18 protein-coding genes are annotated in these 21,149 nt (G+C 72.9%); 17 read left to right on the top strand and 1 reads right to left on the bottom strand.

The genetic code is table 11. The features are described from left to right. Positions 1 to 174 precede the first annotated feature (174 nt). The 6 genes from DAI20_RS00435 to DAI20_RS00410 all read left to right on the top strand — a co-directional run bounded on the left by DAI20_RS00435 (position 175) and on the right by DAI20_RS00410 (position 6,507). On the top strand, positions 175 to 2,526 hold the full coding sequence (locus DAI20_RS00435) for a HelD family protein (protein WP_108248630.1): 2,352 nt from the start codon (positions 175 to 177) through the stop codon (positions 2,524 to 2,526). Next, positions 2,523 to 3,059 (top strand): adenine phosphoribosyltransferase, encoded by a 537-nt coding sequence (locus tag DAI20_RS00430; protein ID WP_108248629.1) that lies wholly within the window; start codon positions 2,523 to 2,525, stop codon positions 3,057 to 3,059. Before DAI20_RS00435 ends, DAI20_RS00430 begins: the two co-directional genes overlap by 4 nt. A gap of 205 nt (positions 3,060 to 3,264) precedes the next feature. After that, a complete protein-coding gene (locus DAI20_RS00425; protein ID WP_108248628.1) occupies positions 3,265 to 4,089 on the top strand; it encodes a DUF4397 domain-containing protein in 825 nt (274 codons plus the stop codon). Positions 4,090 to 4,332: 243 nt separating this feature from the next. Continuing rightward, positions 4,333 to 5,061, top strand: a complete 729-nt coding sequence (locus tag DAI20_RS19025; protein WP_306766445.1) for a class F sortase — start codon at positions 4,333 to 4,335, stop codon at positions 5,059 to 5,061. A 59-nt stretch (positions 5,062 to 5,120) separates the two neighbouring features. After that, positions 5,121 to 5,678 carry an RNA polymerase sigma factor gene (locus tag DAI20_RS00415; RefSeq protein ID WP_240605801.1) on the top strand — a complete coding sequence of 186 codons (558 nt, stop codon included), beginning with the start codon at positions 5,121 to 5,123 and terminating at the stop codon, positions 5,676 to 5,678. Beyond that, the gene (locus tag DAI20_RS00410) at positions 5,665 to 6,507 is read left to right on the top strand and encodes an anti-sigma factor domain-containing protein (protein ID WP_108248626.1); all 843 of its coding nucleotides are present in this window, start codon (positions 5,665 to 5,667) and stop codon (positions 6,505 to 6,507) included. Before DAI20_RS00415 ends, DAI20_RS00410 begins: the two co-directional genes overlap by 14 nt. A 104-nt stretch (positions 6,508 to 6,611) precedes the next feature. Here DAI20_RS00410 and DAI20_RS00405 read toward each other — a convergent pair whose 3' ends face one another. After that, the gene (locus DAI20_RS00405; RefSeq protein WP_108248625.1) at positions 6,612 to 7,766 is read right to left on the bottom strand and encodes a MalY/PatB family protein; all 1,155 of its coding nucleotides are present in this window, start codon (positions 7,764 to 7,766) and stop codon (positions 6,612 to 6,614) included. Between the two features lie 247 nt (positions 7,767 to 8,013). On the opposite strand from DAI20_RS00405, the gene DAI20_RS00400 reads away from it, so the two are divergent. The 11 genes from DAI20_RS00400 (at position 8,014) to DAI20_RS00350 (ending at position 20,869) form a co-directional block, all read left to right on the top strand. Beyond that, positions 8,014 to 9,672, top strand: a complete 1,659-nt coding sequence (locus DAI20_RS00400) for a TIGR04028 family ABC transporter substrate-binding protein (RefSeq protein ID WP_240605800.1) — start codon at positions 8,014 to 8,016, stop codon at positions 9,670 to 9,672. Positions 9,673 to 9,685: 13 nt separating this feature from the next. After that, complete coding sequence (locus DAI20_RS00395) at positions 9,686 to 10,675, top strand: ABC transporter permease (RefSeq protein ID WP_108248623.1); 990 nt, start codon at positions 9,686 to 9,688, stop codon at positions 10,673 to 10,675. Continuing rightward, positions 10,672 to 11,616, top strand: coding sequence for an ABC transporter permease (locus tag DAI20_RS00390; RefSeq protein ID WP_438501968.1), 945 nt, complete (start codon positions 10,672 to 10,674; stop codon positions 11,614 to 11,616). Before DAI20_RS00395 ends, DAI20_RS00390 begins: the two co-directional genes overlap by 4 nt. After that, on the top strand, positions 11,613 to 13,301 hold the full coding sequence (locus DAI20_RS00385) for a dipeptide ABC transporter ATP-binding protein (protein WP_108248622.1): 1,689 nt from the start codon (positions 11,613 to 11,615) through the stop codon (positions 13,299 to 13,301). Before DAI20_RS00390 ends, DAI20_RS00385 begins: the two co-directional genes overlap by 4 nt. Further along, the gene (locus tag DAI20_RS00380) at positions 13,298 to 14,356 is read left to right on the top strand and encodes a putative FMN-dependent luciferase-like monooxygenase (protein WP_108248621.1); all 1,059 of its coding nucleotides are present in this window, start codon (positions 13,298 to 13,300) and stop codon (positions 14,354 to 14,356) included. The genes DAI20_RS00385 and DAI20_RS00380 overlap by 4 nt, the downstream gene beginning before the upstream one ends. Further along, entirely contained in the window at positions 14,353 to 14,976 is a 624-nt protein-coding gene (locus DAI20_RS00375) for a CMD domain protein (protein ID WP_108248620.1), read from the top strand. Before DAI20_RS00380 ends, DAI20_RS00375 begins: the two co-directional genes overlap by 4 nt. Further along, the gene (locus DAI20_RS00370; RefSeq protein ID WP_108248619.1) at positions 14,973 to 15,596 is read left to right on the top strand and encodes an alkylhydroperoxidase domain protein; all 624 of its coding nucleotides are present in this window, start codon (positions 14,973 to 14,975) and stop codon (positions 15,594 to 15,596) included. Before DAI20_RS00375 ends, DAI20_RS00370 begins: the two co-directional genes overlap by 4 nt. After that, positions 15,593 to 16,900, top strand: coding sequence for an O-acetylhomoserine aminocarboxypropyltransferase/cysteine synthase family protein (locus DAI20_RS00365; protein WP_108248618.1), 1,308 nt, complete (start codon positions 15,593 to 15,595; stop codon positions 16,898 to 16,900). The genes DAI20_RS00370 and DAI20_RS00365 overlap by 4 nt, the downstream gene beginning before the upstream one ends. A gap of 238 nt (positions 16,901 to 17,138) precedes the next feature. Beyond that, positions 17,139 to 18,362 (top strand): cobalamin-independent methionine synthase II family protein, encoded by a 1,224-nt coding sequence (locus DAI20_RS00360; protein WP_108248617.1) that lies wholly within the window; start codon positions 17,139 to 17,141, stop codon positions 18,360 to 18,362. Between the two features lie 9 nt (positions 18,363 to 18,371). Continuing rightward, positions 18,372 to 19,577, top strand: a complete 1,206-nt coding sequence (locus tag DAI20_RS00355; protein ID WP_108248616.1) for a M20 metallopeptidase family protein — start codon at positions 18,372 to 18,374, stop codon at positions 19,575 to 19,577. Further along, entirely contained in the window at positions 19,574 to 20,869 is a 1,296-nt protein-coding gene (locus DAI20_RS00350) for a cation:proton antiporter (protein WP_108248615.1), read from the top strand. Before DAI20_RS00355 ends, DAI20_RS00350 begins: the two co-directional genes overlap by 4 nt. The last annotated feature ends 280 nt before the right edge of the window (positions 20,870 to 21,149 follow it).

Raw genomic sequence — 21,149 nt, 5'->3', positions numbered from 1 at the left:
GTCGATCACACTATTCGGCACCCCCGACCCTGACCGCGGCCCCACGCGTTCGGAGCCGGGTGCCCGTTCCACGCCCCGGGGGTGCGTTCACAGCCGACGGTGTGCCGCCCTCGGATAGACTTGCACGCCGGTTTTCCGATCCCGGAAGCCGTGTGTCGAGAGGGGTGGTGTTGCGTGGCCGACGCCGAACTCGCCCGCGAGCGGACGTACGTCGCGGGGCTGTACGCGCGACTGGATGCGCTGCGCCAGGAGGCCGCCGATCAGCTCGCCGCGGTGCGCGCCGCCAACCAGGGCGGGACCCATCAGAACCGATCCGAGCGGGACGCCTTCGCCCGCATCTACGAGGACCGCATCCGCGCCCTGAACGAGGTCGACGACCGGCTCGCGTTCGGGCGCCTCGAGTTCGCGCCCGGCCACCTGCCCGGCGGTAGCGCGGACGGGGACGCGGGCGACGACCCGACCGACAACCCGACTCTGCGCTACATCGGCCGCATCGGCCTGCGCGACGAGGACCAGCGCCCGCTGCTGCTCGACTGGCGCGTGCCGCAGGCGAGCGCGTTCTACCAGGCGACGGCCGCGACGCCTCTGGGCGCCCGCGCCCGCCGCCACCTGACCACCAAGGGCCGGCAGGTGGTGCGCATCGAGGACGAGGTCTTCGACGCCGACCTGCTCACCGGATCCGAGGCGCAGCTGCAGGGCGAGGGCGCGCTGCTGGCCGCCCTGACCGCCCAGCGCACGGGCCGGATGCACGACATCGTCGCGACCATCCAGGCGGAGCAGGACCGCATCATCCGGTCCGACCTGAAGGGCGTGCTCGTCGTCCAGGGCGGTCCGGGCACGGGCAAGACCGCGGTCGCGCTGCACCGGGCCGCCTACCTCCTCTACTCCTACCGGGACCGGCTGCAGTCCTCCGGCGTGCTCGTGGTCGGGCCGAGCCGGTCGTTCCTGCAGTACATCGAGGCCGTGCTGCCGAGCCTCGGCGAGACGGGCGTCGTGCTCGCGAGCGTCGGCCAGCTCTTCCCCGGCGTGGATGCCGTGCGCGACGACGCGCCCGACGTCGCCGCGGTGAAGGGCTCGGCGCGCATGGCCGGGGTGCTCTCCCGCGCGGTCCGCTCCCGCCAGCGGGTGCCCGACGCGCCGCAGACCATCGAGGTGAACGGCGAGCGCCTCGTCGTCGAGCCCTCGCTCCTCTCGAACGCCCTGCACCGGGCGCGCGACACCCGCAAGCCGCACAACGAGGCCAGGGTCACGTTCGTGAAGAGCGCGCTGAACCAGCTGACCAAGCAGCTCGCCGACCAGATGCGCCGCTCGGGCTCCACCGTCGACGACGCGGACGTCGCCGTGCTGCGCGAGGACCTGCGCACGGCCTACGACGTGAAGGTGCTGCTCAACACCGCCTGGATGCCGCTGACCCCGCAGAAGCTCATCGCCGACCTCTACGCCCGCCCATCCTGGCTGGCCTCCATCACCCGCGACTGGAGCGAGCGCGACCGCGCGCTCCTCCGTCGCGACCGGGACGAGCCCTTCACCGTGTCGGACGTGCCCCTGCTCGACGAGGCGGCCGAGCTCCTCGGCGAGTTCGACCAGCGCGTCGACGCGGAGAAGCGCGAGCGCAAGCAGCAGCGCAAGCGCGACATCGAGAACGCGGAGAACGCCATCCGCAACATGGGCGTCGAGGGACTCGTCAACGCCGAGGACCTGGCCGCCGGGTTCGCGGAGACGGTCGCCCGCGGCACGACCGCGGAGCGCGCGGCGGCCGACCGCACCTGGACCTACGGGCACATCGTCGTCGACGAGGCGCAGGAGCTCTCGCCCATGCAGTGGCGCCTGCTCGTGCGTCGCTGCCCCCTCCGGTCCTTCACGATCGTCGGCGACGTCGCTCAGGCGAGCGCCGCGGCCGGCGCGACCGACTGGAGCAGGGCGCTCGACCCCGTCTTCACCGGCGGCTGGCGCCTCGAGGAGCTGACCGTCAACTACCGCACTCCCGCGCAGATTGCCGAGGCCGCGGAGCGGGTGGCGGTCGCCCAGGGCCTGCCGATCACCGCCTCGCGCGCGGTGCGGGGCACGGAGTGGCCCGTCGACGCCCTCCGCGTCGACCCCTCCGACCTCGCCGACGCGGTGGCGGACGTCGTGGACGAGGACCGCGAGCTCCACCCGGGCGGCAGCATCGCCGTGATCGCACCCGAGGACCGGATGGACGCCATCGGCGACTCCCTGTCCCGGGTCTTCGGGCAGGACATCGGCCGCGGTCCCGCCGGACTGACCCGGCCGATCGCCCTGCTCTCCGCCCAGGACGCCAAGGGGCTCGAGTTCGATGTGGTCGTCCTCGCCGAGCCCGCAGGGCTGCTCGCCGAGTCGCCGCGAGGGGCGGGTGCGCTCTACGTGGCCATGACCCGGCCGACGCAGCGGCTGCACATCGTTACGACGGCGGATCTGCCCGAGGGCTTCGATGCCGACCTCCTCGACCGTTCCGGTCTCGCCGGCGGCCGCGGCGACCTCGCCGACGCATCGAGCGTGGACGCGTGACGGACACGGAGACCGCGGACGTCGTCCGCGCGCTGCTGGACTGCTATCCCGACTTCCCGACCGAGGGCGTCGTGTTCCGCGACCTGACCCCGGTGTTCGCGTCCGGACCGGCGTTCCGGGCGGTGGTCGAGGACCTGCTCGCGCCGTTCCTCGGCCGGTTCGACGTCGTCGCCGGCGTCGAGGCCCGCGGCTTCCTGCTGGCCTCCGCTGTGGCCTTCGCCACCGGCACCGGGGTGCTCGCCGTGCGCAAGGCGGGCAAGCTGCCCGGCACGGTGCTCACCGAGCACTACGGCCTGGAGTACGCCCAGGACTCGCTGCAGCTCGCGCCCGGACGGCTGCCCGCGGGAACCCGCGTGCTGCTGCTCGATGACGTTCTCGCGACGGGCGGCAGCCTCACGGCCGCGTCGCGCCTGATCGCCGGAGCCGGCTACACGCTCACCGGCATCGGCGTCGTGCTGGAGCTCGGCGCGCTGCCCGGCCGCTCGGTGCTCGGTCCGCTCGGCGTGGACGTGCACGCCACCCTCACCCTCTGACCCGACGCCTCACCGACCCGACGCCTCACCGACCCGTCGCCTCACCGAGGACGCTGCCCGGGCCGGTCCGCGACTCCGGTCCTGCGCCGGATCCTGAAGGTTGGCTGGAAGATCTCCCGCGCCTGCATCCGCTTCGTCCTCCCCGGCGGAAGTGGTGGTCAAAGGCAAACCGGTCCGGTTTCCGGACCATAACAAGGAGGTTTTCATGCGCACTCGAACTCGAATCCTGAGCGGCGCGGCCGTGGGCATCGTTGCCTTCGCCGTGGTCGCGACCCCCGCCGCGGCGGCCACCGACGGAGCCAAGCTCTCCGTCCTGCACGGCGTGCCCGGCCTCACGGTCGACGTCTACGTCAACAACGAGCTCACGATCGACGACTTCGAGCCCGGCGACCTCGCCGGACCGCTCGACCTCCCGGCCGGAACGTACTCCGTGGCCATCACGGCGTCGGACGCGCCCGACGCCAGCGCCCCGGCGATCGGCCCGGTCGACCTGACCCTGTCCGCCGGTGGCAACTACACCGCGGTGGCGCACCTCAACGAGGCGGGTCAGCCCGGAGCGACGCTGTTCACGAACGACGTCACCCCGACCGCCGCCGGTGAAGGCCGGCTGACGGTGCGGCATGTGGCATCCGCTCCCGCCGTCGACGTGCTCGCGGGCGGCAGCGCCGTGATCAGCGGCCTCACCAACCCGAACGAGAAGGTGCTGAACCTTCCCGCCGGCACGGTGAACGCGTCTGTGGCCGCAGCGGGCACCACTGCCCCGGTGATCGGCCCGGCCGATGTGAACGTCGCCGAGGGCACGAGCACCATCGTCTACGCGTGGGGCAGCCTGCAGAACTCGAACCTCGCACTCGCCGTGCAGACGATCGAGGGACTGCACTCCGCGCCCGGTGGCATCCCCGCCGGTAGCGCCGGTCTCGCCGCCGAGGGTGACTCCAGCACCCTCTGGTTCGGCATCGCCGGTGTGCTCGCCCTGCTGGGAGCCGCGACCCTCGTGGTCCGTCGCCAGGTGGCGCCCGTCCGCAAGTAGCACGACAGGCCGGCGGCCGGGAGGCGGTATCGACCCCACCTCCCGGCCGTCCTTGTCGGGCGAAGGCCTTGGCCCCGAGCCCGTCCCACCCCCCGCCCGCCCACAGGGGCGGGAACCGGCCGAAAAGCTCACATCGCTTTCCCCGAACAACGCGAAGCAGGAAGGAGAACGACCATGCGGATCCCCGCACCGGGCGCAGCAGCACCCGTCGTTGCCCGTCCTCCTCGCCCGCTTCGTCGGCGCGTGCCTCGGGGCCGCGGCCTCGCGCGCACCGTCCTTCCGGTGCTCCTGCTCGGTTCCCTCGTTCTGAGCGGCTGCGCGGCGGGCTCGGAGGCGGCCGGCACCCCTCGCATGCCCGCGGCGAGCGCCCCCGCAACCGCCTCTCCGTCCCCATCGCCGACGACGACGCCGGATGCCGCGCCGACCACGGAACCGGCACCGACGCCCACCGTCGCTCCCGCCCCGGCGCCCGCCGCCGTTCCGCGCCGCGACTCCAGCATCGAGGCCCAGACCGCTCCGGCCCAGCTGCCCCCGCCCGTGCGCCTGCAGGTGCCGGACGTGCAGCTCGACATGCCCGTGCTCGCGATGGGCGTCGACGACGACGGCGCCATGGCCCTGCCCGAGGACACCGCCGACGCCGGCTGGTACCGGTTCGGACCCGCGCCGGGCGCCCCGGGCACCACCGTCGTCGCCGCCCACGTGGACTCGCTCGTCCACGGGCTCGGCGCATTCGCCCGGCTGCGGGACGTTCCCGTCGGAGCGGTCGTGACCGTGACGACGGCCGACGGCACGGATCACGGGTATCGCGTCGATCGGGTGGAGCGCACCCCGAAGACGGAGGTGCCGCTCGATCTCCTCTTCGACCGGACCGGGCCCGAGCGACTCGTGCTCGTTACCTGCGGCGGCGAGTTCGACCGCAGCACCGGCCACTACCTCGACAATGTGGTCGTCACCGTTCTCCCGATCCCATGACGACCACTGCGGCGGCGCTAGCATGTGCTCACGCCCGACTACGGAAGTTGCCGCCCATCGTGACAGACGCTCGCCCCGACGACGCGCTTGCGACGCTTGCGGCCTCGTTCGCCGCCGGCGACGAGCGGGCGCTCGCCGAGATGTACACGAGGTGGTCGGCGCTGGTGTACACGCTGGCGCTGCGCAACCTGGGCGACGTGAGCGAGGCGGAGGACGTGACGCAGCGCGTGTTCGTGTCCGCCTGGCAGGGCCGGGGCCGGTACGACCCCGAGCGGCCCCTCCCGGGGTGGCTCGTCGGGATCACCCGGCACAAGATCGCGGACGCGCTCGCCGCCCGCACCCGTGACCGCACGGTCGAGGCCGCGCTGATCGCCACGGCCGAGGCGGACGAGGGCCTGCACCAGCCGGATCTCGCCGAACGGCTCCTGGTGGCCGACGAGCTCGCCCGCCTGGAGCCGGTGCCCCAGCAGGTGATGCGTCTCGCCTTCTTCGAGGACCTGACGCACGCGCAGATCGCGGAACGGCTCACCCTGCCTCTCGGTACGGTGAAGAGTCATATCCGCCGCAGCCTGGACAGACTTCGATCGCGGATGGAGGTGACCTATGACGCACACTGACCCCGACGTGCTCGCCCTGCTCGCGCTCGGCGAGTCCGCGGGCACGGCCGAGGACGTCGACCACGTCGCCCGCTGCGGCGAGTGCGCGGGCCGCCTCGACGAGTTCGCCCTCGTCGTCACCGCGGGTCGCGCCACGGACGCGTCGGCCCGGCTCGAGCAGCCGAGCGACCGCGTCTGGGCGGGCATCTCCTCCTCGCTCGGGCTGTCCCCGGGCCTCGTTCCCGACGTCGTCGCGGGCCGCTCCGTCGGCACCGCGGCCTCGTCGGATCCCGCTTCCGCCGACCCGTCCGGAGTGCGGCCGGCGCCCGCCCCGCCCGGCACGGTGGACGCGTCACCCGCACCCGCGTCGGCGCCCGTCACGCCGCTGCGGCCTCGCCGGGCCGACCGCGGCCGCCGCACCGCCTGGCTCGCTGTCGCCGCCGGGATCCTCGTGGTCGCCGGCGTCGGCACCACCCTCGTGGTCGGCTCCCTCACCGCAGGGGAGGGGGACGTCGTCGCCGAGGCGACCCTCGACGCCCTGCCCGCCTGGCCGGACGCCAGGGGCAGCGCCGAGGTGCGCGAGGTGGACGGCGAGCGGGTCCTCAGCGTGAACGTGAGCCGCGACACCCGGCCCGACACCGTGCGGGAGGTGTGGCTGATCAGCAGCGACCTCACGAAGCTCGTCAGCGTCGGCCTGCTCGCCACGGACGAGGGCACCTTCCCCCTGCCCGCCGACATCGACCTCGCCGAGTACAGCGTCGTCGACGTGTCGGCGGAGCCGCTGGACGGGGATCCGGGCCACTCCTCGGACTCGATCGTCCGCGGCGGCCTGAGCTCACGCCCCGCCTGACGCCTGCCCGGGTGAGCCCGCCGAGCTGAGCCTGCCCGGTGACGCTGGCCGGCCGATCACGCCCCGCTTCCCTGCCCGCCGCACCGCCCGTGCGCCGCTGCCGGTCAGGCGGTGGGCACGAGGGCGGCGATCCGGGCCACGGCCTCCCGCAGCACGTCCGGATCGCAGGCCAGGTTGAGGCGGGCGAAGCCCCTGCCCTCCCGCCCGTAGGTGTGCCCCGCGTTGAGCGCCACCCGCGCCTCGGTGAGGATGCGCGCGGCCGGGTCCTCACCCAGCCCGAGCCCCCGCAGGTCGAGCCAGGCGAGGTAGCCCGCCCGCGGCCGGTGGTAGACCACCTGGGGCAGGCGCTCGCGGAGCAGCCGATCGAGGAGACGGTCGTTCGCGACGATCCTGGCGATGGCGTCGTCGAGCCAGTCGGTACATCGGTAGGCGACCACGTTCGCGTGCAGTCCGAGGATGCTCGTGCGGCACGCGACCTCCTCGGGCAGCGCGCAGAGCAGGCGGGAGGTGGCGGCGTCGCCGGCGACGATGATGGCGCACTTCGCGCCCGCGAGGTTCCAGCCCTTGCTCGCGGACGTGACGCACACGGATCGCGCGCCCGCGCGCTCGGCGAGCGGCAGGAACGGCACGAAGGCGGCGCCGGGGTGGGTGAGCGGGGCGTGCACCTCGTCGCTGACCACGAGCACGCCGTGCTCCGCCGCGAGGCCCGCGACCGCGGCCAGCGTCGCCGCGTCGTGCACCAGCCCGAGCGGGTTGTGCGGGTTGCAGAGCAGGAAGGCGTCCGCGCCCGCCGCGAAGGCGTCGCGGAGGCCGTCCAGGTCGAGCGACCAGCGCCCGTCCTCCACGGCGAGCGGAACCTCGACGACCGTCGCGCCCGCCTCCTCCACGAGCTCGAAGAACGGCGGGTACACGGGCGGCGTCACCACGACGAGGCCGCCGCGGGGCACGGCGAGGCGCAGGGTCTCCACGATGCCGACGCTCACGTCGGTCGCGATGCGCACGCGCGCCGGATCCACGTGCCAGCCCCAGCGCCGGCTCGCGAACGCGGCGAACGCGGGGGCGAGCGGCCCGGGGCCGTCGAGATAGCCGACGTCCGAGGCCCGCACGCGGCGCACCAGCTCCTCCACCACCGGTTCGGCGATGGCGAAGTCCATCTCGGCGACGAACAGGGGAAGGACGTCGGACGGGAACCTCGTCCACTTGATGCTGCTGCGTTCGGTGCGGATGCGCTCGAGCGGCGCCGTGACTACCTCGACCATGACGTCATGCTGGCGGGCCGTGAGTCGGCCTGCCGCGCACCGCGTAACGCGGCGTCGCGGAATCGACGCGATCGGGCTCGGGCGCATTCCTGGATGACGAAGTGTGACGCGACGTTGCGTTTCGTGACGCACCGATTCGGCCGCCGGCGGCCCCCGACGGAACATGAGGCACGGCACCCCGGCGCTTCGGCCGAGCCGACCGGCCGAACCGGCCGCGCATCCCGCACCCCTCACGAAAGGCTCCACCGTGTCCCGATTCCGCCTCCTTCCCCTCGCGGCTGCCGCCGCAGCCGCGAGCCTCCTGCTCGCCGGCTGCTCCTCCGCGGCCGGGAACGAGGGGACATCCGCGACAGCGCCGACCGATCCCGTGACCGGCGGCACGCTGACCTATCTCGAGCAGCAGGCGCACACCAACCTGTACCCGCCGGCCGGCGGCTTCTACCCCAACGGCGGCATCCTCAACCAGATCACCGACAAGCTCACGTACCAGAACCCCGAGACGCTCGAGATCGAGCCGTGGATCGCCGAGAGCTGGGAGGTGAGCGAGGACGCGACGCAGTACACCTTCACCATCCGCGACGGCGTCACCTTCTCCGACGGCACGCCCCTCGACGCGGCGGCGGTGGCGAAGAACTTCGACACCTACGGCCTGGGCAACCCGGCCCTCAAGCAGCCGGTCTCCGAGGTCATCAACAATTACGACCACAGCGAGGTGCTCGACGAGCACACGGTCCGCTTCTTCTTCACGAAGCCCTCCCCGGGCTTCCTGCAGGGCACGGCGACCATCGGCTCCGGGCTCGTGTCCCTCTCCACCCTCGCGAAGAACTTCGACGAGCTCGGCAACGCCACGGCCATCATCGGCTCCGGCCCGTTCATGGTCGAGAGCGAGGAGCTCGGCAAGCAGGTCGACCTCGCCGCACGCGAGGACTACGCCTGGGCCCCCGAGAGCTCCGAGAACCAGGGGCGCCCGTACCTCGACGGCATTACCGTCATCGTCACCGGCGAGGACAGCGTGCGCATCGGTTCCCTGCTCTCGGGCCAGGGCGACCTCATCCGCCAGGTGCAGGCGTACGACGAGGAGCAGGTCACCTCGCAGGGCTACGAGGTCTATGCCCGCGCCACGAACGGCGTGAACGACAGCATCTCCTTCCACCCCGAGAACCCCCTCGTCTCCGATCTCCGCGTGCGGCAGGCGCTCCTGCACGCCACGGACTCGGCCGAGGTCGTGGAGACGCTCTTCTCGAAGAACTACCCGCAGGCGACGTCGGTGCTCGCGTCGACGGCCGCCGGCTACATCGACCTCTCCGACGAGCTGGAGTTCGACCCCCAGCTGTCCGAGCGGCTCCTCGACGAGGCCGGCTGGACGGTGGGCGCCGACGGCGTGCGCGAGAAGGACGGCCAGAAGCTCGAGCTCTCCATCTACGAGTCGCTGCCGCAGCCGCAGAACCGGCAGGTGCTGCAGCTCGTCGCGCAGCAGTGGGCCAAGGTGGGCGTGACGCTCAGCGTCAAGGCCGGCGACGCGGGCAGCAAGACGACCGACGAGCTCGACCCGGCGAAGTCCCCCCTCGTGGTCAGCATCGTGGGCCGTGCCGACCCGGACGTGATCAAGAGCCAGTTCTACCCGACGAACCGCAACAGCCTGCTGCAGGCGGGCGGCTCCGCGCCGACCGCGACGTTCCGCGACGACACGCTCAACGGCCTGCTCGAGGCCGAGACGAGCGAGCCGAACCGCGAGGCTCGACTCGCCGCGACGCAGGAGGTGCAGAAGCACCTCATCGCCCAGGCCTACAACATCCCGCTGTTCGAGGAGCCGCAGGTCTACGCCGGGGCGCCGTACGTCGAGGGACTCGGGTTCGAGGCTGTCGGCCGGCCGAGCTTCTACACGACCTGGCTCGCCGAGCACTAGGGGCGTCCTCCTCGTGGCCAGATACCTCTGGGGGCGCATCGCCCAGGCCGTCCTTGTGCTGTGGATCGCGTTCACCGTCACCTTCGTGCTGCTGCAGGCGCTGCCGGGCGACGCCGTGCTCATCAAGTTCCAGGGCGGCGATCTCAACCTCACCCCCGCGCAGCTCGAGGAGATCCGCCTCTCCTACGGGGCGGACGAGTCGCTCCTCGTCCAGTACCTGCACGCGATCGGCAACGTGCTGACCGGCGACCTCGGCTACTCGGTGCAGGCGGGCGTGCCCGTCACGACGCTGCTTGCCGCCAACCTCCCGTCGACGCTGGTGCTGGCGTCGCTCGGGTTCGCGGTGGCCGTCGTGCTCGCCGTCGGGATCGCGCTCGTCTCCTCGCTCACGCCGTTCGCGTGGCTCCGGAACGTGCTGCACTCCGTGCCGTCGCTGTTCATCTCCATCCCGACGTTCTGGCTGGGCATCACCCTCATCCAGATCTTCTCCTTCCGCCTGAAGCTCGTCCCCGTCATCGGCGGCTCCACCCTCGAGTCCCTCCTCCTGCCGGTGCTCACGCTGGCCGTCCCGATCTCCGCGCCCCTCGCGCAGGTGCTCGTGCGGAGCATCGACGAGGTGTCCGTGCAGCCATTCGTGTCCGTGGTCCGGGCGAAGGGCGCGTCCCCCTCCTGGGTGCTGTGGCGGCACGTCGCGCGCAACGCGACCCTGCCCGCGCTCACGATCGCGGGTGTCCTCCTCGGCGAGCTCATCGCGGGCGCCGTCGTGACCGAGACGGTCTTCGGCCGCACGGGCATCGGCAGGATCACCCAGGATGCGGTCAACAACCAGGACGTCGCCGTGCTCCAGGCCGTCGTGCTGCTCTCCGCGCTCGGCTACGTCGTGGTGAACCTGATCGTCGACCTGCTGTACCCGGTGCTCGACCCGCGCATCACGGTGCGCTCGGGTGACCGCCGGGCGAACCGGCGCGCGGGCGCCCGCGTGGCGACGGGGGCCTCGGCGTGAGCGCCGGCGTGAAGTCGGTCCTGGCCGAGGAGCGCGCAGGCGACCGTCCGGGTCCCGGCGTAACGCCACCCGGGGAGGAACGCGGCGCGAAGCGCGGCCGGCGGGGCGGCCGGAGCGGCCGCGGGCGGCGACTGCCGTTCCGCCCGACGCTTCTGCTCGCCTGGGCGGTGCTCGCCGTCGTGCTGCTCTGGGCGCTCGTCCCGGGGCTGTTCACCGACTACAGCGCGGTGAGCGGCACGCCGCGCGACCGGCTGCTCCCGCCGGGCGGGGCGCACTGGCTCGGCACGGACGAGCTCGGACGCGACCTCTACGCCCGCATCGTGCACGGCGCGGCGCACTCGCTGTCCGCCGCGGTCGTGGCCGTGGCCGTCGGATTCGTGGCCGGCACCGTGCTCGGCCTGATCGCGGGCTCCGCGGGCGGGATCGTCGACGCGATCATCGGGCGACTCGTCGACGTGCTGCTCTCGATCCCCGGGCTGCTCCTGCAGCTCTCGGTCATCATCCTGCTCGGCTTCGGCACGGTGAACGCCGCCATCGCGGTGGGCCTCACGTCCATAGCCTCGTTCACCCGGCTGACGCGGTCCGAGGTCGTGCGGGTGCGCCGCAGCGACTACGTCGAGGCCGCGTTCGGCTCCGGCGGCCGCTACGCGAGCGTGCTCGTGCGGCACGTGCTGCCCAACTCCCTCGGGCCTGTGCTGTCCCTGATCGCGCTGCAGGTGGGCACAGCCATCATTGCCATCTCCACCCTCGGCTTCCTCGGCTACGGCGCACCGCCGCCGACGCCGGAGTGGGGACTGCTCATCGCCGAGGGCCGCAACTACATCGCCACCTCCTGGTGGCTGACCACATTCCCCGGGCTCGTCGTCGTGCTCGTCGTCCTCGCGGCCAACCGCGTCGGGCAGTCCATCGGGCGCGGCGCACAGGCAGGACGGATCCGATGAGCCTCCTCGAGATCGAGTCCCTCGCCGTCTCCTACTCCACTGCCGGCGGCATCAGGCGGGCGGTGCACGACGTCTCGCTCGCGATCGAGCCGGGGCAGACCGTCGCGCTCGTGGGCGAGTCCGGCTCGGGCAAGACCACGACCGCCCAGGCGGTGATCGGCCTGCTGCCCGAGAACGGCCGCGTCGAGCGCGGCCGGGTGCTCCTGAACGGCACGGACATCGCCGGCTGGAACGAGCGCCGCCTGCGCGCGGTGCGCGGCACCCAGGTGAGCCTCGTGCCGCAGGACCCGGTGAGCTCGCTCGACCCGGTGCAGACCATCGGTGCTCAGATCGCCGAGGTGTTCCGGTTGCACGAGCCGCGCGACCGGCGCCCGGTCCTGCCGCGGGTGCTCGCCCTGCTCGAGCGCGTCGGCATCGACGAGCCGGAGCACCGGGCCAGGCAGTATCCGCACGAGCTCTCCGGCGGCATGCGGCAGCGCGTGCTCATCGCCATCGCCGTGGCGCTGCACCCGCGCCTGATCATCGCGGACGAGCCCACGAGCGCGCTCGACGTGACCGTGCAGCGGAACGTGCTCGACCTGCTCGACTCGCTACGGCGGGAGTTCGGCACGGCCGTGCTCTTCGTCACCCACGACCTCGCGGTGGCCGCGGAGCGGTCCCAGCGCCTGGTCGTGATGCGGGACGGCCGGGTCGAGGAGCAGGACGACACCGCCACGATCCTTCAGGCGCCGGGCTCGGCGTACACGCGGGCCCTGCTCGCGGACGCGCCGGCGTTCTCGACCGTGGAACGAGTGGCCCGGCCCGCGGGCGGCGGTTCTTCCGCGGCCGGTGGGGCGACCACAGAGGCCGCGCCGCCCACCGCCGCGCCGCCGGCCCTCGCGGTCACGGGTCTCGTCAAGGAGTTCCGTCGCGGTGCGCGCGGCGCGGCCTTCCGGGCCGTCGACGACGTGTCGTTCGCGGTGCCCGCGGGCACCACGCACGCCATCGTGGGGGAGTCCGGCTCCGGCAAGACGACGACCGCCCGCATGGTCGCGCGATTCGAGACGCCGACGGCCGGTTCGATCGCCCTCGCCGGCGAGGACATCACCGACGCGCGCGGCGCCGCCCTGCGCGCCCTGCGACGGCGGGTGCAGCTCGTCTACCAGAACCCGTTCTCCACCCTCGACCCGCGCCAGCGCATCCGCGACATCGTGGAGGAACCGCTGCGCAACTTCGGTCTCGGCGACCGCGCGGCACGCCGCGACCGGGCCGCGGAGCTGGTCGACCGGGTGGCACTGCCCCCGTCCGTGCTGCTCCGGCACCCGCGCGAGCTGTCCGGCGGTCAGCGGCAGCGCGTCGCGATCGCCCGGGCGCTGGCCCTCGACCCCGCCGTCTTCGTACTCGACGAGGCCGTCTCGGCGCTCGACGTGACCGTGCAGGCCGGGATCCTGCGACTCCTCGACGAGCTACAGCGCGACCTGGGACTCACCTACCTCTTCATCTCGCACGACCTCGCGGTCGTCCGGCAGATCTCCGACACCGTGTCGGTGATGCGGCGCGGAAGGGTGGTCGAGAGCGGCCCGGTCGCGTCGCTGTTCGCCGACCCCCGGCACGAGTACACGCAGCAGCTGCTGTCCGCCGTGCCGGGTGCCGCCGTGCCGGGCGCCGCAGACGCTCTACCCACCCCGTTAGGAGACCGCCGATGACCGGCACGAGACTCGGATTCTTCACCCGGCTGCTGGACGCGGCACCCGCGGCCGTGCGGTACCGCAACGCGCTCGAGCAGATCGAGCTCGCCGAGCGGCTCGGCTTCGACTCCGCCTGGGTGGCCCAGCACCACTTCCGCGCCGGCGAGGGCGGGCTGCCCGCGCCGTTCGTGTTCCTCTCCCACGCGGCGGCCCGCACGTCCCGCATCCGGCTGGCCACCGGCATCGTGACGCTTCCGCTGGAGAACCCGGTGCGCGTCGCCGAGGACGCCGCGGTGCTCGACCTGCTCTCCGGCGGCCGGCTCGAGGTCGGTGTCGGCAGCGGCGGCACGCCCAGCTCCTTCGCGGCGTTCGGGCAGCGCAGCGAGGACCGCTCCGCCACCTACGACCGCCACCTCGCCGTCCTGAAGGATGCGTGGCGCGGCGACCCTCTCACCGACGCGGGCGACAGCCTGTACCCGGCGGGCGGATCCCTGCTCGACAGGGTGTGGCAGGCCACGTTCTCCGTGGCCGGTGGCCGCCGCGCGGGCCTCGCCGGTGACGGCCTCATGCTCTCCCGCACGCAGCCCCGGCCGGCCGAGCACCCGGACGCGACGCTCGCCGACCTGCAGGTGCCCATCATCGAGGCCTACCTCGACGCGCTGCCGGACGGCGTGCCGCCCCGCATCCTCGCGTCCCGGTCCGTCTTCGTCTCCGACGATCGGGGCGAGGCGCGGCGACTCGCCGCCGATGGCCTCGGGCGCGCCGCGGCGCACTTCGCGAGCATCGGCCAGCCCGCCGCGGACGACTCCCTCGACGGGCTCATCCGCGCCTTCGACCAGCACCTGGGCGAGCCGGACGACGTCGCCGAGTCCCTCGCCGCCGACCCGTCCCTCGCGCACGCCACCGACGTGGCGGTGCAGGTGCACTCCGTCGACCCGCCGCACCCGTTCGTGCTCAGATCGATCGAGCTGTTCGTCGAGCGCGTCGCGCCGCTCCTGGGGTGGCGCGACGCCCCCGGCGCCGATTCCGTTCCCGTTCCTGCCGCCCCGACCCTTGAAGGACGCACCGCATGACACTCGACATCATCGACAGGCTGGCCGGGATCGAGCCCGGCTCCTCGCTGGACCTCGTGCGCGCGGAGCGCCCGGCCGCCAGGGACAACGCGCAGGAGAGTCACCTCGCCCTGTTCGCCCCCGCCGACCCTCGCGGGGTGAGCCTGCTGGAGCGGCACGCCGTCGCCGTCTTCGTCACCACGCTGCACGGCGCCGGGTCGTCCGGCGTCGCGGACCACTACGTGTCCGAGCTGACCGCCGCCGGCGCCTCCGACGGGCTCGTCGCGGCCGTGCTCGCGGCGGCCGCGGCGGGCGCCGCCTCCGGTCCGTACGGCGCGTATCCCCCCGGCCCGCTGTCCGCGGAGGACGCCGCCGGACCGGAGTACGCCGTGCCCGCCGTGACGGCCGCCGCGCTCGGCGAGCGCCTCGCCGCCGCGTTCGCGCACGCCCACCTCCTCGTGTTCCGGCCTCGGGACGCGAGCCCGGCCGCGCTCGCCGCCCTGACCGACGCGGGCTGGTCCGTGGACGACATCGTCACCCTGTCCCAGGAGGTCGCCTTCCTCTCGTTCCAGCTGCGGGTCGTGTCCGGACTGGCCACGCTCGCCGCCCTTCCCGCCGACACCACGAGGAGCTCCTCATGACCGACCTCAGCACCACGCCGGCGCCGGACGTCCGGCCCGACCAGGACCGGCCCGTGGCCTTCACCCAGGACGCGCTCGGCTGGGAGCCCTGGCTCCCCCCGCTCACCGAGGACGAGCTGACCGAGCGGCACTGGTCGGGGCTCGTGGACAGGTCCCGCGCGAAGAGCGAGTACTTCATGCTGCTGGCCCGCGATCCCGACATCCTGGGAGCCCGCACCCGCACGGACAAGGACATCTTCTACAACACGAGGACCGGTCTCCCGCGTGCCGAGCGCGAGCTGGCCGCCACGGCCGCGAGCCGGTTCAACGGGTGCATCTTCTGCGCATCCGTGCACTCCCGCTTCGCCTCGCACTTCTCGAAGCGCCAGGACGACGTGCAGCGACTGCTCGACGAGGGCGTCGGCGCCGATCTGGGGGAGCGGTGGAACGCCATCGTCGCCGCGGCCGTCGCGCTGACGGCGACCCCGATCGCCTTCGGCGAGGAGCACGTGCACCGGCTCCGCGCGGCGGGCCTGGACGACCTCGAGATCGTCGACGTCGTCAACGGCGCCGCCTTCTTCAACTGGGCGAACCGCCTCATGCTGAGCCTCGGCGAGCCCGTGCACGAGCACGAGCGGTGACGGACCCGGCTCCCCACGCGGGTCACGGCCGCTACGACTTCGAGACCCGCCAGATCCACGCCGGGGTGCTGCCGGAGGCGACGTTCGGTGCCCGCATCACGCCGATCTACCAGACCGCGGGCTACCTGTTCGGATCCTTCGACGACGCGGAGGGGCGCTTCGCGGGCACGAGCGCCGGCGACATCTACTCCCGCAGCGAGAACCCGACAAACGCCGTGGTGCAGCGGCGGCTCGCGGACCTGGAGGGCGGCGTCGGCGCCCTCCTCGTCGCCAGCGGTCAGGCCGCGATCGCCTCGACGATCTTCGCCCTCGCGCCCGCGGGCCGGTCCGTGCTGGCCACCCGCAGCCTCTACGAGGGCACGAAGCAGATGTTCCGCGGCAGCCTGCGCCGTCAGGGCGTCTCCTTCGACTTCCTCGACGCCGAGGCGCCCGAGGAGGAGTGGCTCGCGCGGGCGACGCCGGACACCCGTGCGCTGTACACGGAGTCGATCCCGAACCCGAAGAACGACATCGTCGACCTGGCCAAGCTCGCCCGGATCGCGCACCGCATCGGCGTGCCGCTCGTCGTCGACAACACCGTCGCGACGCCGTACCTCCTCCGGCCCATCGAGCACGGCGCGGACATCGTGATCCACTCCACCTCCAAGTGGCTCTCCGGGCACGGCAGCGTGCTCGGCGGCGCCATCGTGGACGGCGGGCACTTCGACTGGGGGGCGAACCGCGACCGTTTCCCCGTGCTCTCCGAGCGGGGGCCGGACGGGTCCGCCTCCTACCTGGAGCGCCACGGCGAGCAGGCTTTCCTTCGCTACCTGCGGCGCGACGTCGTGAACGAGTACGGACCTACGCTGCCGCCGCAGAGCGCCTTCGCGCTCCTCCAGGGCATCGAGACCCTCTCCCTGCGGATGGACCGGCACGTCGCGAACGCCCGTGAGGTCGCCGCGTGGCTGGAGGCGCATCCGGCCGTCGCCTCCGTCGACCACCCCGACCTGCCCTCCAGCCCGTTCCACGAGCGGGCGAAGGCCCTCTTCCCGCGGGGCGCCGGGTCGGTGCTCGCCTTCGACCTCCGTGGCGGGCGGGAGGCGGCGCGAACCGTGCTCGACGCGCTGCGGCTCGTGAGCACGATGACCCACATCGGCGACGTGCGCACCCTCGCGATCCACAGCGGCAGCACGCTGCATGGCAGGCTCACCGAGCGGGAGCGGCGGGACATCGGCGTCACCCCCGGCCTGATCCGGCTCTCGGTGGGGCTGGAGAGCGTCCGGGACATCGTCGCCGACCTCGACCAGGCACTCGCCGGGCTCTGACCCGCTGACGTCGCGGCGGTCCTCGCCCGTCCCGCCGCCCGCGCGTGGCTTTCGTGTCGTTGTCTTACGCGCTCGCTGCGGGCCGACCCGGGCCCGGTCCACTATGGCAACCATCGCAGCGCATCTCACGCGAAGCCTCGCCAGCCCGATCGGGCACCGCCTGCGACCCCATGGATCGGGCCGGCCATCGGCCCCTTCCCCCAGCGCCGCCTCGCGCGGCCGACAGGACGGAGTCGCCATGACCGGAAACAGCATCGACACGAGTCACGCGGGCAGCCTGCCCCGCACCCCCGAACTCATCGCGGCGAACGACGCCCGCCGCCTGGCGGACGACGGGTTCACCCTGGAGCGGACCCACGAGTTCGACGAACTCCTCACCGCCGCCGTCGTTGACCTGGTCGAGCGCCAGCGCGCGCTCGGCATCACGATCGTGAACGACGGCGAGTACGGCAAGGCCATGACGAGCGCCGTCGACTACGGCGCCTGGTGGTCGTACTCCTTCCAGCGCGTGAGCGGGCTCTCGCTCACGGGCTCGGACATCTTCAGCCAGCAGCCCGTGCGCTCCGAGCCGGGGAACGTGCGCCTCACCTCGTTCCCCGACCGTCGCGACTGGACCATCTTCCGCGACGCGTACAGCGACCCGACCTCGGGCATCTCGACCGGCAAGACCGCGACGGCCTTCCCCTCGACGACGGGGCCGCTCGAGTACGTGGGCCAGGAGGCCATCGCCAACGACATCGCCAACCTCAAGGCGGGCCTCGGTGACGACACGTCGCGGGGGTTCCTCACGGCGCTCTCGCCCGGCAGCGGCGCGCGGATCGCGAACGATTACTACGCGACGGAGGAGGAGCACATCTGGGCCTGGGCGGAGGTGCTGCGCGAGGAGTACACGGCCATCGTCGAGGCGGGACTCACGGTGCAGATCGACGACCCCTCCATCGCGGAGAACTGGGACCAGATCAACCCGGAGCCGAGCGTCGAGGACTACCGGGCGTTCACCCGCATCCGGGTCGAGGCGCTGAACCACGCGCTGAGGGGCCTGCCGGAGGATCAGGTGCGCTTCCACCTCTGTTGGGGCAGCTGGCATGGGCCGCACACCACCGACATCGAGTTCAGCCACATCGCCGACCTCATGCTCGAGATCAACGCGGGGTCGTACTCCTTCGAGGCGGCCAACGTGCGCCACGAGCACGAGTGGAAGATCTGGCGCGACCTCGAGCTGCCCGCGGGGAAAAAGATCGTGCCCGGCGTCGTGAGCCACGCGACGAACGTCGTGGAGCATCCCGAGCTCGTCGCCGACCGCATCGAGGCCTTCGCCTCCGTCGTCGGTCCCGAGAACGTCATCGCGTCGACGGACTGCGGTCTCGGCGGCCGCATCCACCCGCAGATCGCCGTCGCGAAGCTGGCCGCTCTCGGTGAGGGCGCCCGGATCGCGAGCGGGAGGTTCTTCGGCCCTGCTTGACTTGACCGCATGACCCTACTCAGCGACGGTGCCGCGATCCTGCCCGATCTCGTGGCGCTGCGCCGCAGGCTGCACGCAGAGCCGGAGCTCGGCCTCGACCTGCCCCGCACGCAGGCCCTCGTGCTCGAGGCGCTCGACGGCCTCGACCTGGAGATCACGCTCGGCACCGCGACGACGTCCGTCGTCGCGGTGCTGCGCGGTGGCCGGCCGGGACCGACCGTGCTGCTGCGTGGCGACATGGACGCGCTGCCGATTGAGGAGAAGACCGGCCTGCCGTTCGCCTCGGCCAACGGCAACATGCACGCCTGCGGGCACGACCTGCACGTCGCCGGGCTCGTCGGCGCCGCCCGCCTGCTACACGCCCGCAGGAACGAGCTGGTCGGGGACGTGCTCTTCATGTTCCAGCCCGGCGAGGAGGGCCAGGCCGGCGCCCGCGTGATGATCGAGGAGGGCCTGCTCGACGCGTCGGGCACCCTGCCGATCGCCGCCTACGGCATCCACGTGGTCCCGGGCCCCCGCGGCGTCTTCGCGACCCGGCCGGGCACCCTCATGGCGGGCGCGAACCACATCACCATCCAGGTGCACGGCGAGGGCGGGCACGGGTCGGAGCCGGAGCGCGCCCACGACCCGGTGCCGGCGGTCGCGGAGATCGTCACGGCGCTGAACGTCATGGTGACCCGGCGGTTCAGCGTGTTCGACCCCGTGGTGGTGAGCGTGACGAAGCTCTCCGCGGGCACGGCGTTCAACATCATCCCGGACACGGCATCCCTCGGGGCGACGGTGCGCACCCTCTCCCGCGAGTCCCTCGCGGTGCTGCAGACGGAGATCCCGCGGCTCGCGTCGTCGATCGCCGAGGCTCACGGCTGCCGTGCGGAGGTGGACTTCGAGGTCGTCTACCCGGTCACGGTGAACGACGGGGCTCGCACTGCCGAGACCGTCGAGCGGCTCGGCGAGCTGTTCGGCCCGCATCGGGTCGCGCAGCTACCGGACCCGCTGATGGGCTCCGAGGACTTCTCGTTCGTGCTCGAGCGCGTGCCCGGGACCTTCGTGTTCCTCTCGGCGAGCCCGGAGGGCGTGGACCACGCGACGGCGGCCGCCAACCACTCGCCCCGCGTCGTGTTCGACGACGGTCTGCTCGCGGACCAGGCGGCGGCGCTCGCGCACCTCGCGATCCGCGCGCTCGCGGCCGACGCGACGCCCGGGAGCGGGTCATGATCGACGGGGCAGGGGTCGCGTTCGCCGCCGTCGGACTCGCCACCCTCGCCGCGGCGCTGCTGCCTCGCCTGCTCGGCAGGGTGCCGATGTCGATGCCCATGGTCTTCCTCGGCGCGGGCGTGCTGGCGTTCGCGCTGATCCCCAACCTGCCGACGCCGAGCCCGATCGAGTATGGCGAGCTGACCCTGCACATCACCGAGATCTGCGTGATCATCTCGCTGATGGGCGCCGGCCTCGCCATCAACCGGCGGCTCGGTCGGCGCAGCTGGGCGTCGACCTGGCGGCTACTCGCCATCACGATGCCGCTGTCGATCCTCGGTGTCGCGCTGCTCGGCTGGGGAGCGCTCGGGCTGGGGGTGGCCGGCGCGCTGCTGCTCGGCGCGGTGCTGGCCCCCACTGATCCGGTGCTCGCCACCGAGGTGCAGGTCGGCGAGCCGACGGAGGATCCCGACGAGCCCGAGGACGAGGCGCGGTTCGCCCTGACCTCCGAGGCCGGGCTCAACGACGCCCTCGCCTTCCCGTTCGTGTACGCCGCCATCGCCATCAGCGCGGTGGGCGTCGCTCCGCAGGACTGGCTCGGCGAGTGGGTGCTCCTCGACGTCCTGTGGCGCCTGGTGGCCGGGTGCGCCGTGGGACTCGGCACGGGCTGGCTGCTCGGCAAGCTCTTCTTCTCGGTGTCCTCCGACCGGCTGCGGCTCGCCGAGCACGCGGAGGGCTTCGTCGCGCTCGCGGCGACGTTCCTCGCGTATGGCGTCGCGGAGGTCATCGAGGGTTACGGCTTCGTCGCGGTGTTCGTCTGCGCCGTCGCCATCCGGGGGTCCGAGCGGTCGCACGGCTACCACCGCATCCTGCACCGCTTCGTCGAGCAGATCGAGCGGCTCCTCACGGCCCTGATCCTCATCCTGCTCGGCGGTGCCGTCGCCCGCGGGCTGTTCGCGGAGCTCACCCTGCCCGACGTGCTCGTCGCGCTCGCCGTGCTGCTCGTCGTTCGCCCGCTCGCCGGCTGGATCGGCCTCGCCTTCGGGCGCACCGGCCTGCGCGAGCGCGGCGTCATCTCCTTCTTCGGGGTGCGCGGCATCGGCTCGCTGTACTACGTCGCCTACGCGCTCGCGAACGGCGCGTTCGAGGGCGGGGAGCGCATCTGGGGCATCACCGGGCTGGTGGTCGTGGCGTCCATCGTCATCCACGGCATCTCGGCGACGCCTGTCATGACCCTGCTCGACCGCAAGCGGGAGCGGGTCGCAAAGCAGCAGACCGGGGAGACGGACGCCGCCGCCGCGACCCCGGTCTAGGCCGCGTGTCGTCCGTCCGTCCGTCCGATCCCGTCCTTCCGATCCGCCCGGTCCCGCCCGGTCCGCCGGGCGCATCGCGGCCCCCTCTCCCGCCCCTGCCCAGGCAGAAGGATCCTGCCCAGCTTCAAGCTGCGCAGGATCCTCGTGCCTGGGCAGGCGACACCGGGAAGGGTCCTCGCGCCCGGGCAGGATCCCCCTGCCCAGGCAGGAGACACCGGGACAGGAGACACCGGGCGGGGCGGCGCGGAGCGGGCGGCAGCGGGTACCGGGACCCGATAAT

Origin of the sequence: Planctomonas deserti (assembly GCF_003067705.1) — a bacterium.
Taxonomy (GTDB): Bacteria; Actinomycetota; Actinomycetes; order Actinomycetales; family Microbacteriaceae; genus Planctomonas; species Planctomonas deserti.
Note: the sequence above shows the minus strand (reverse complement) of the source record. Positions and strands in the feature narration are given on the sequence as shown.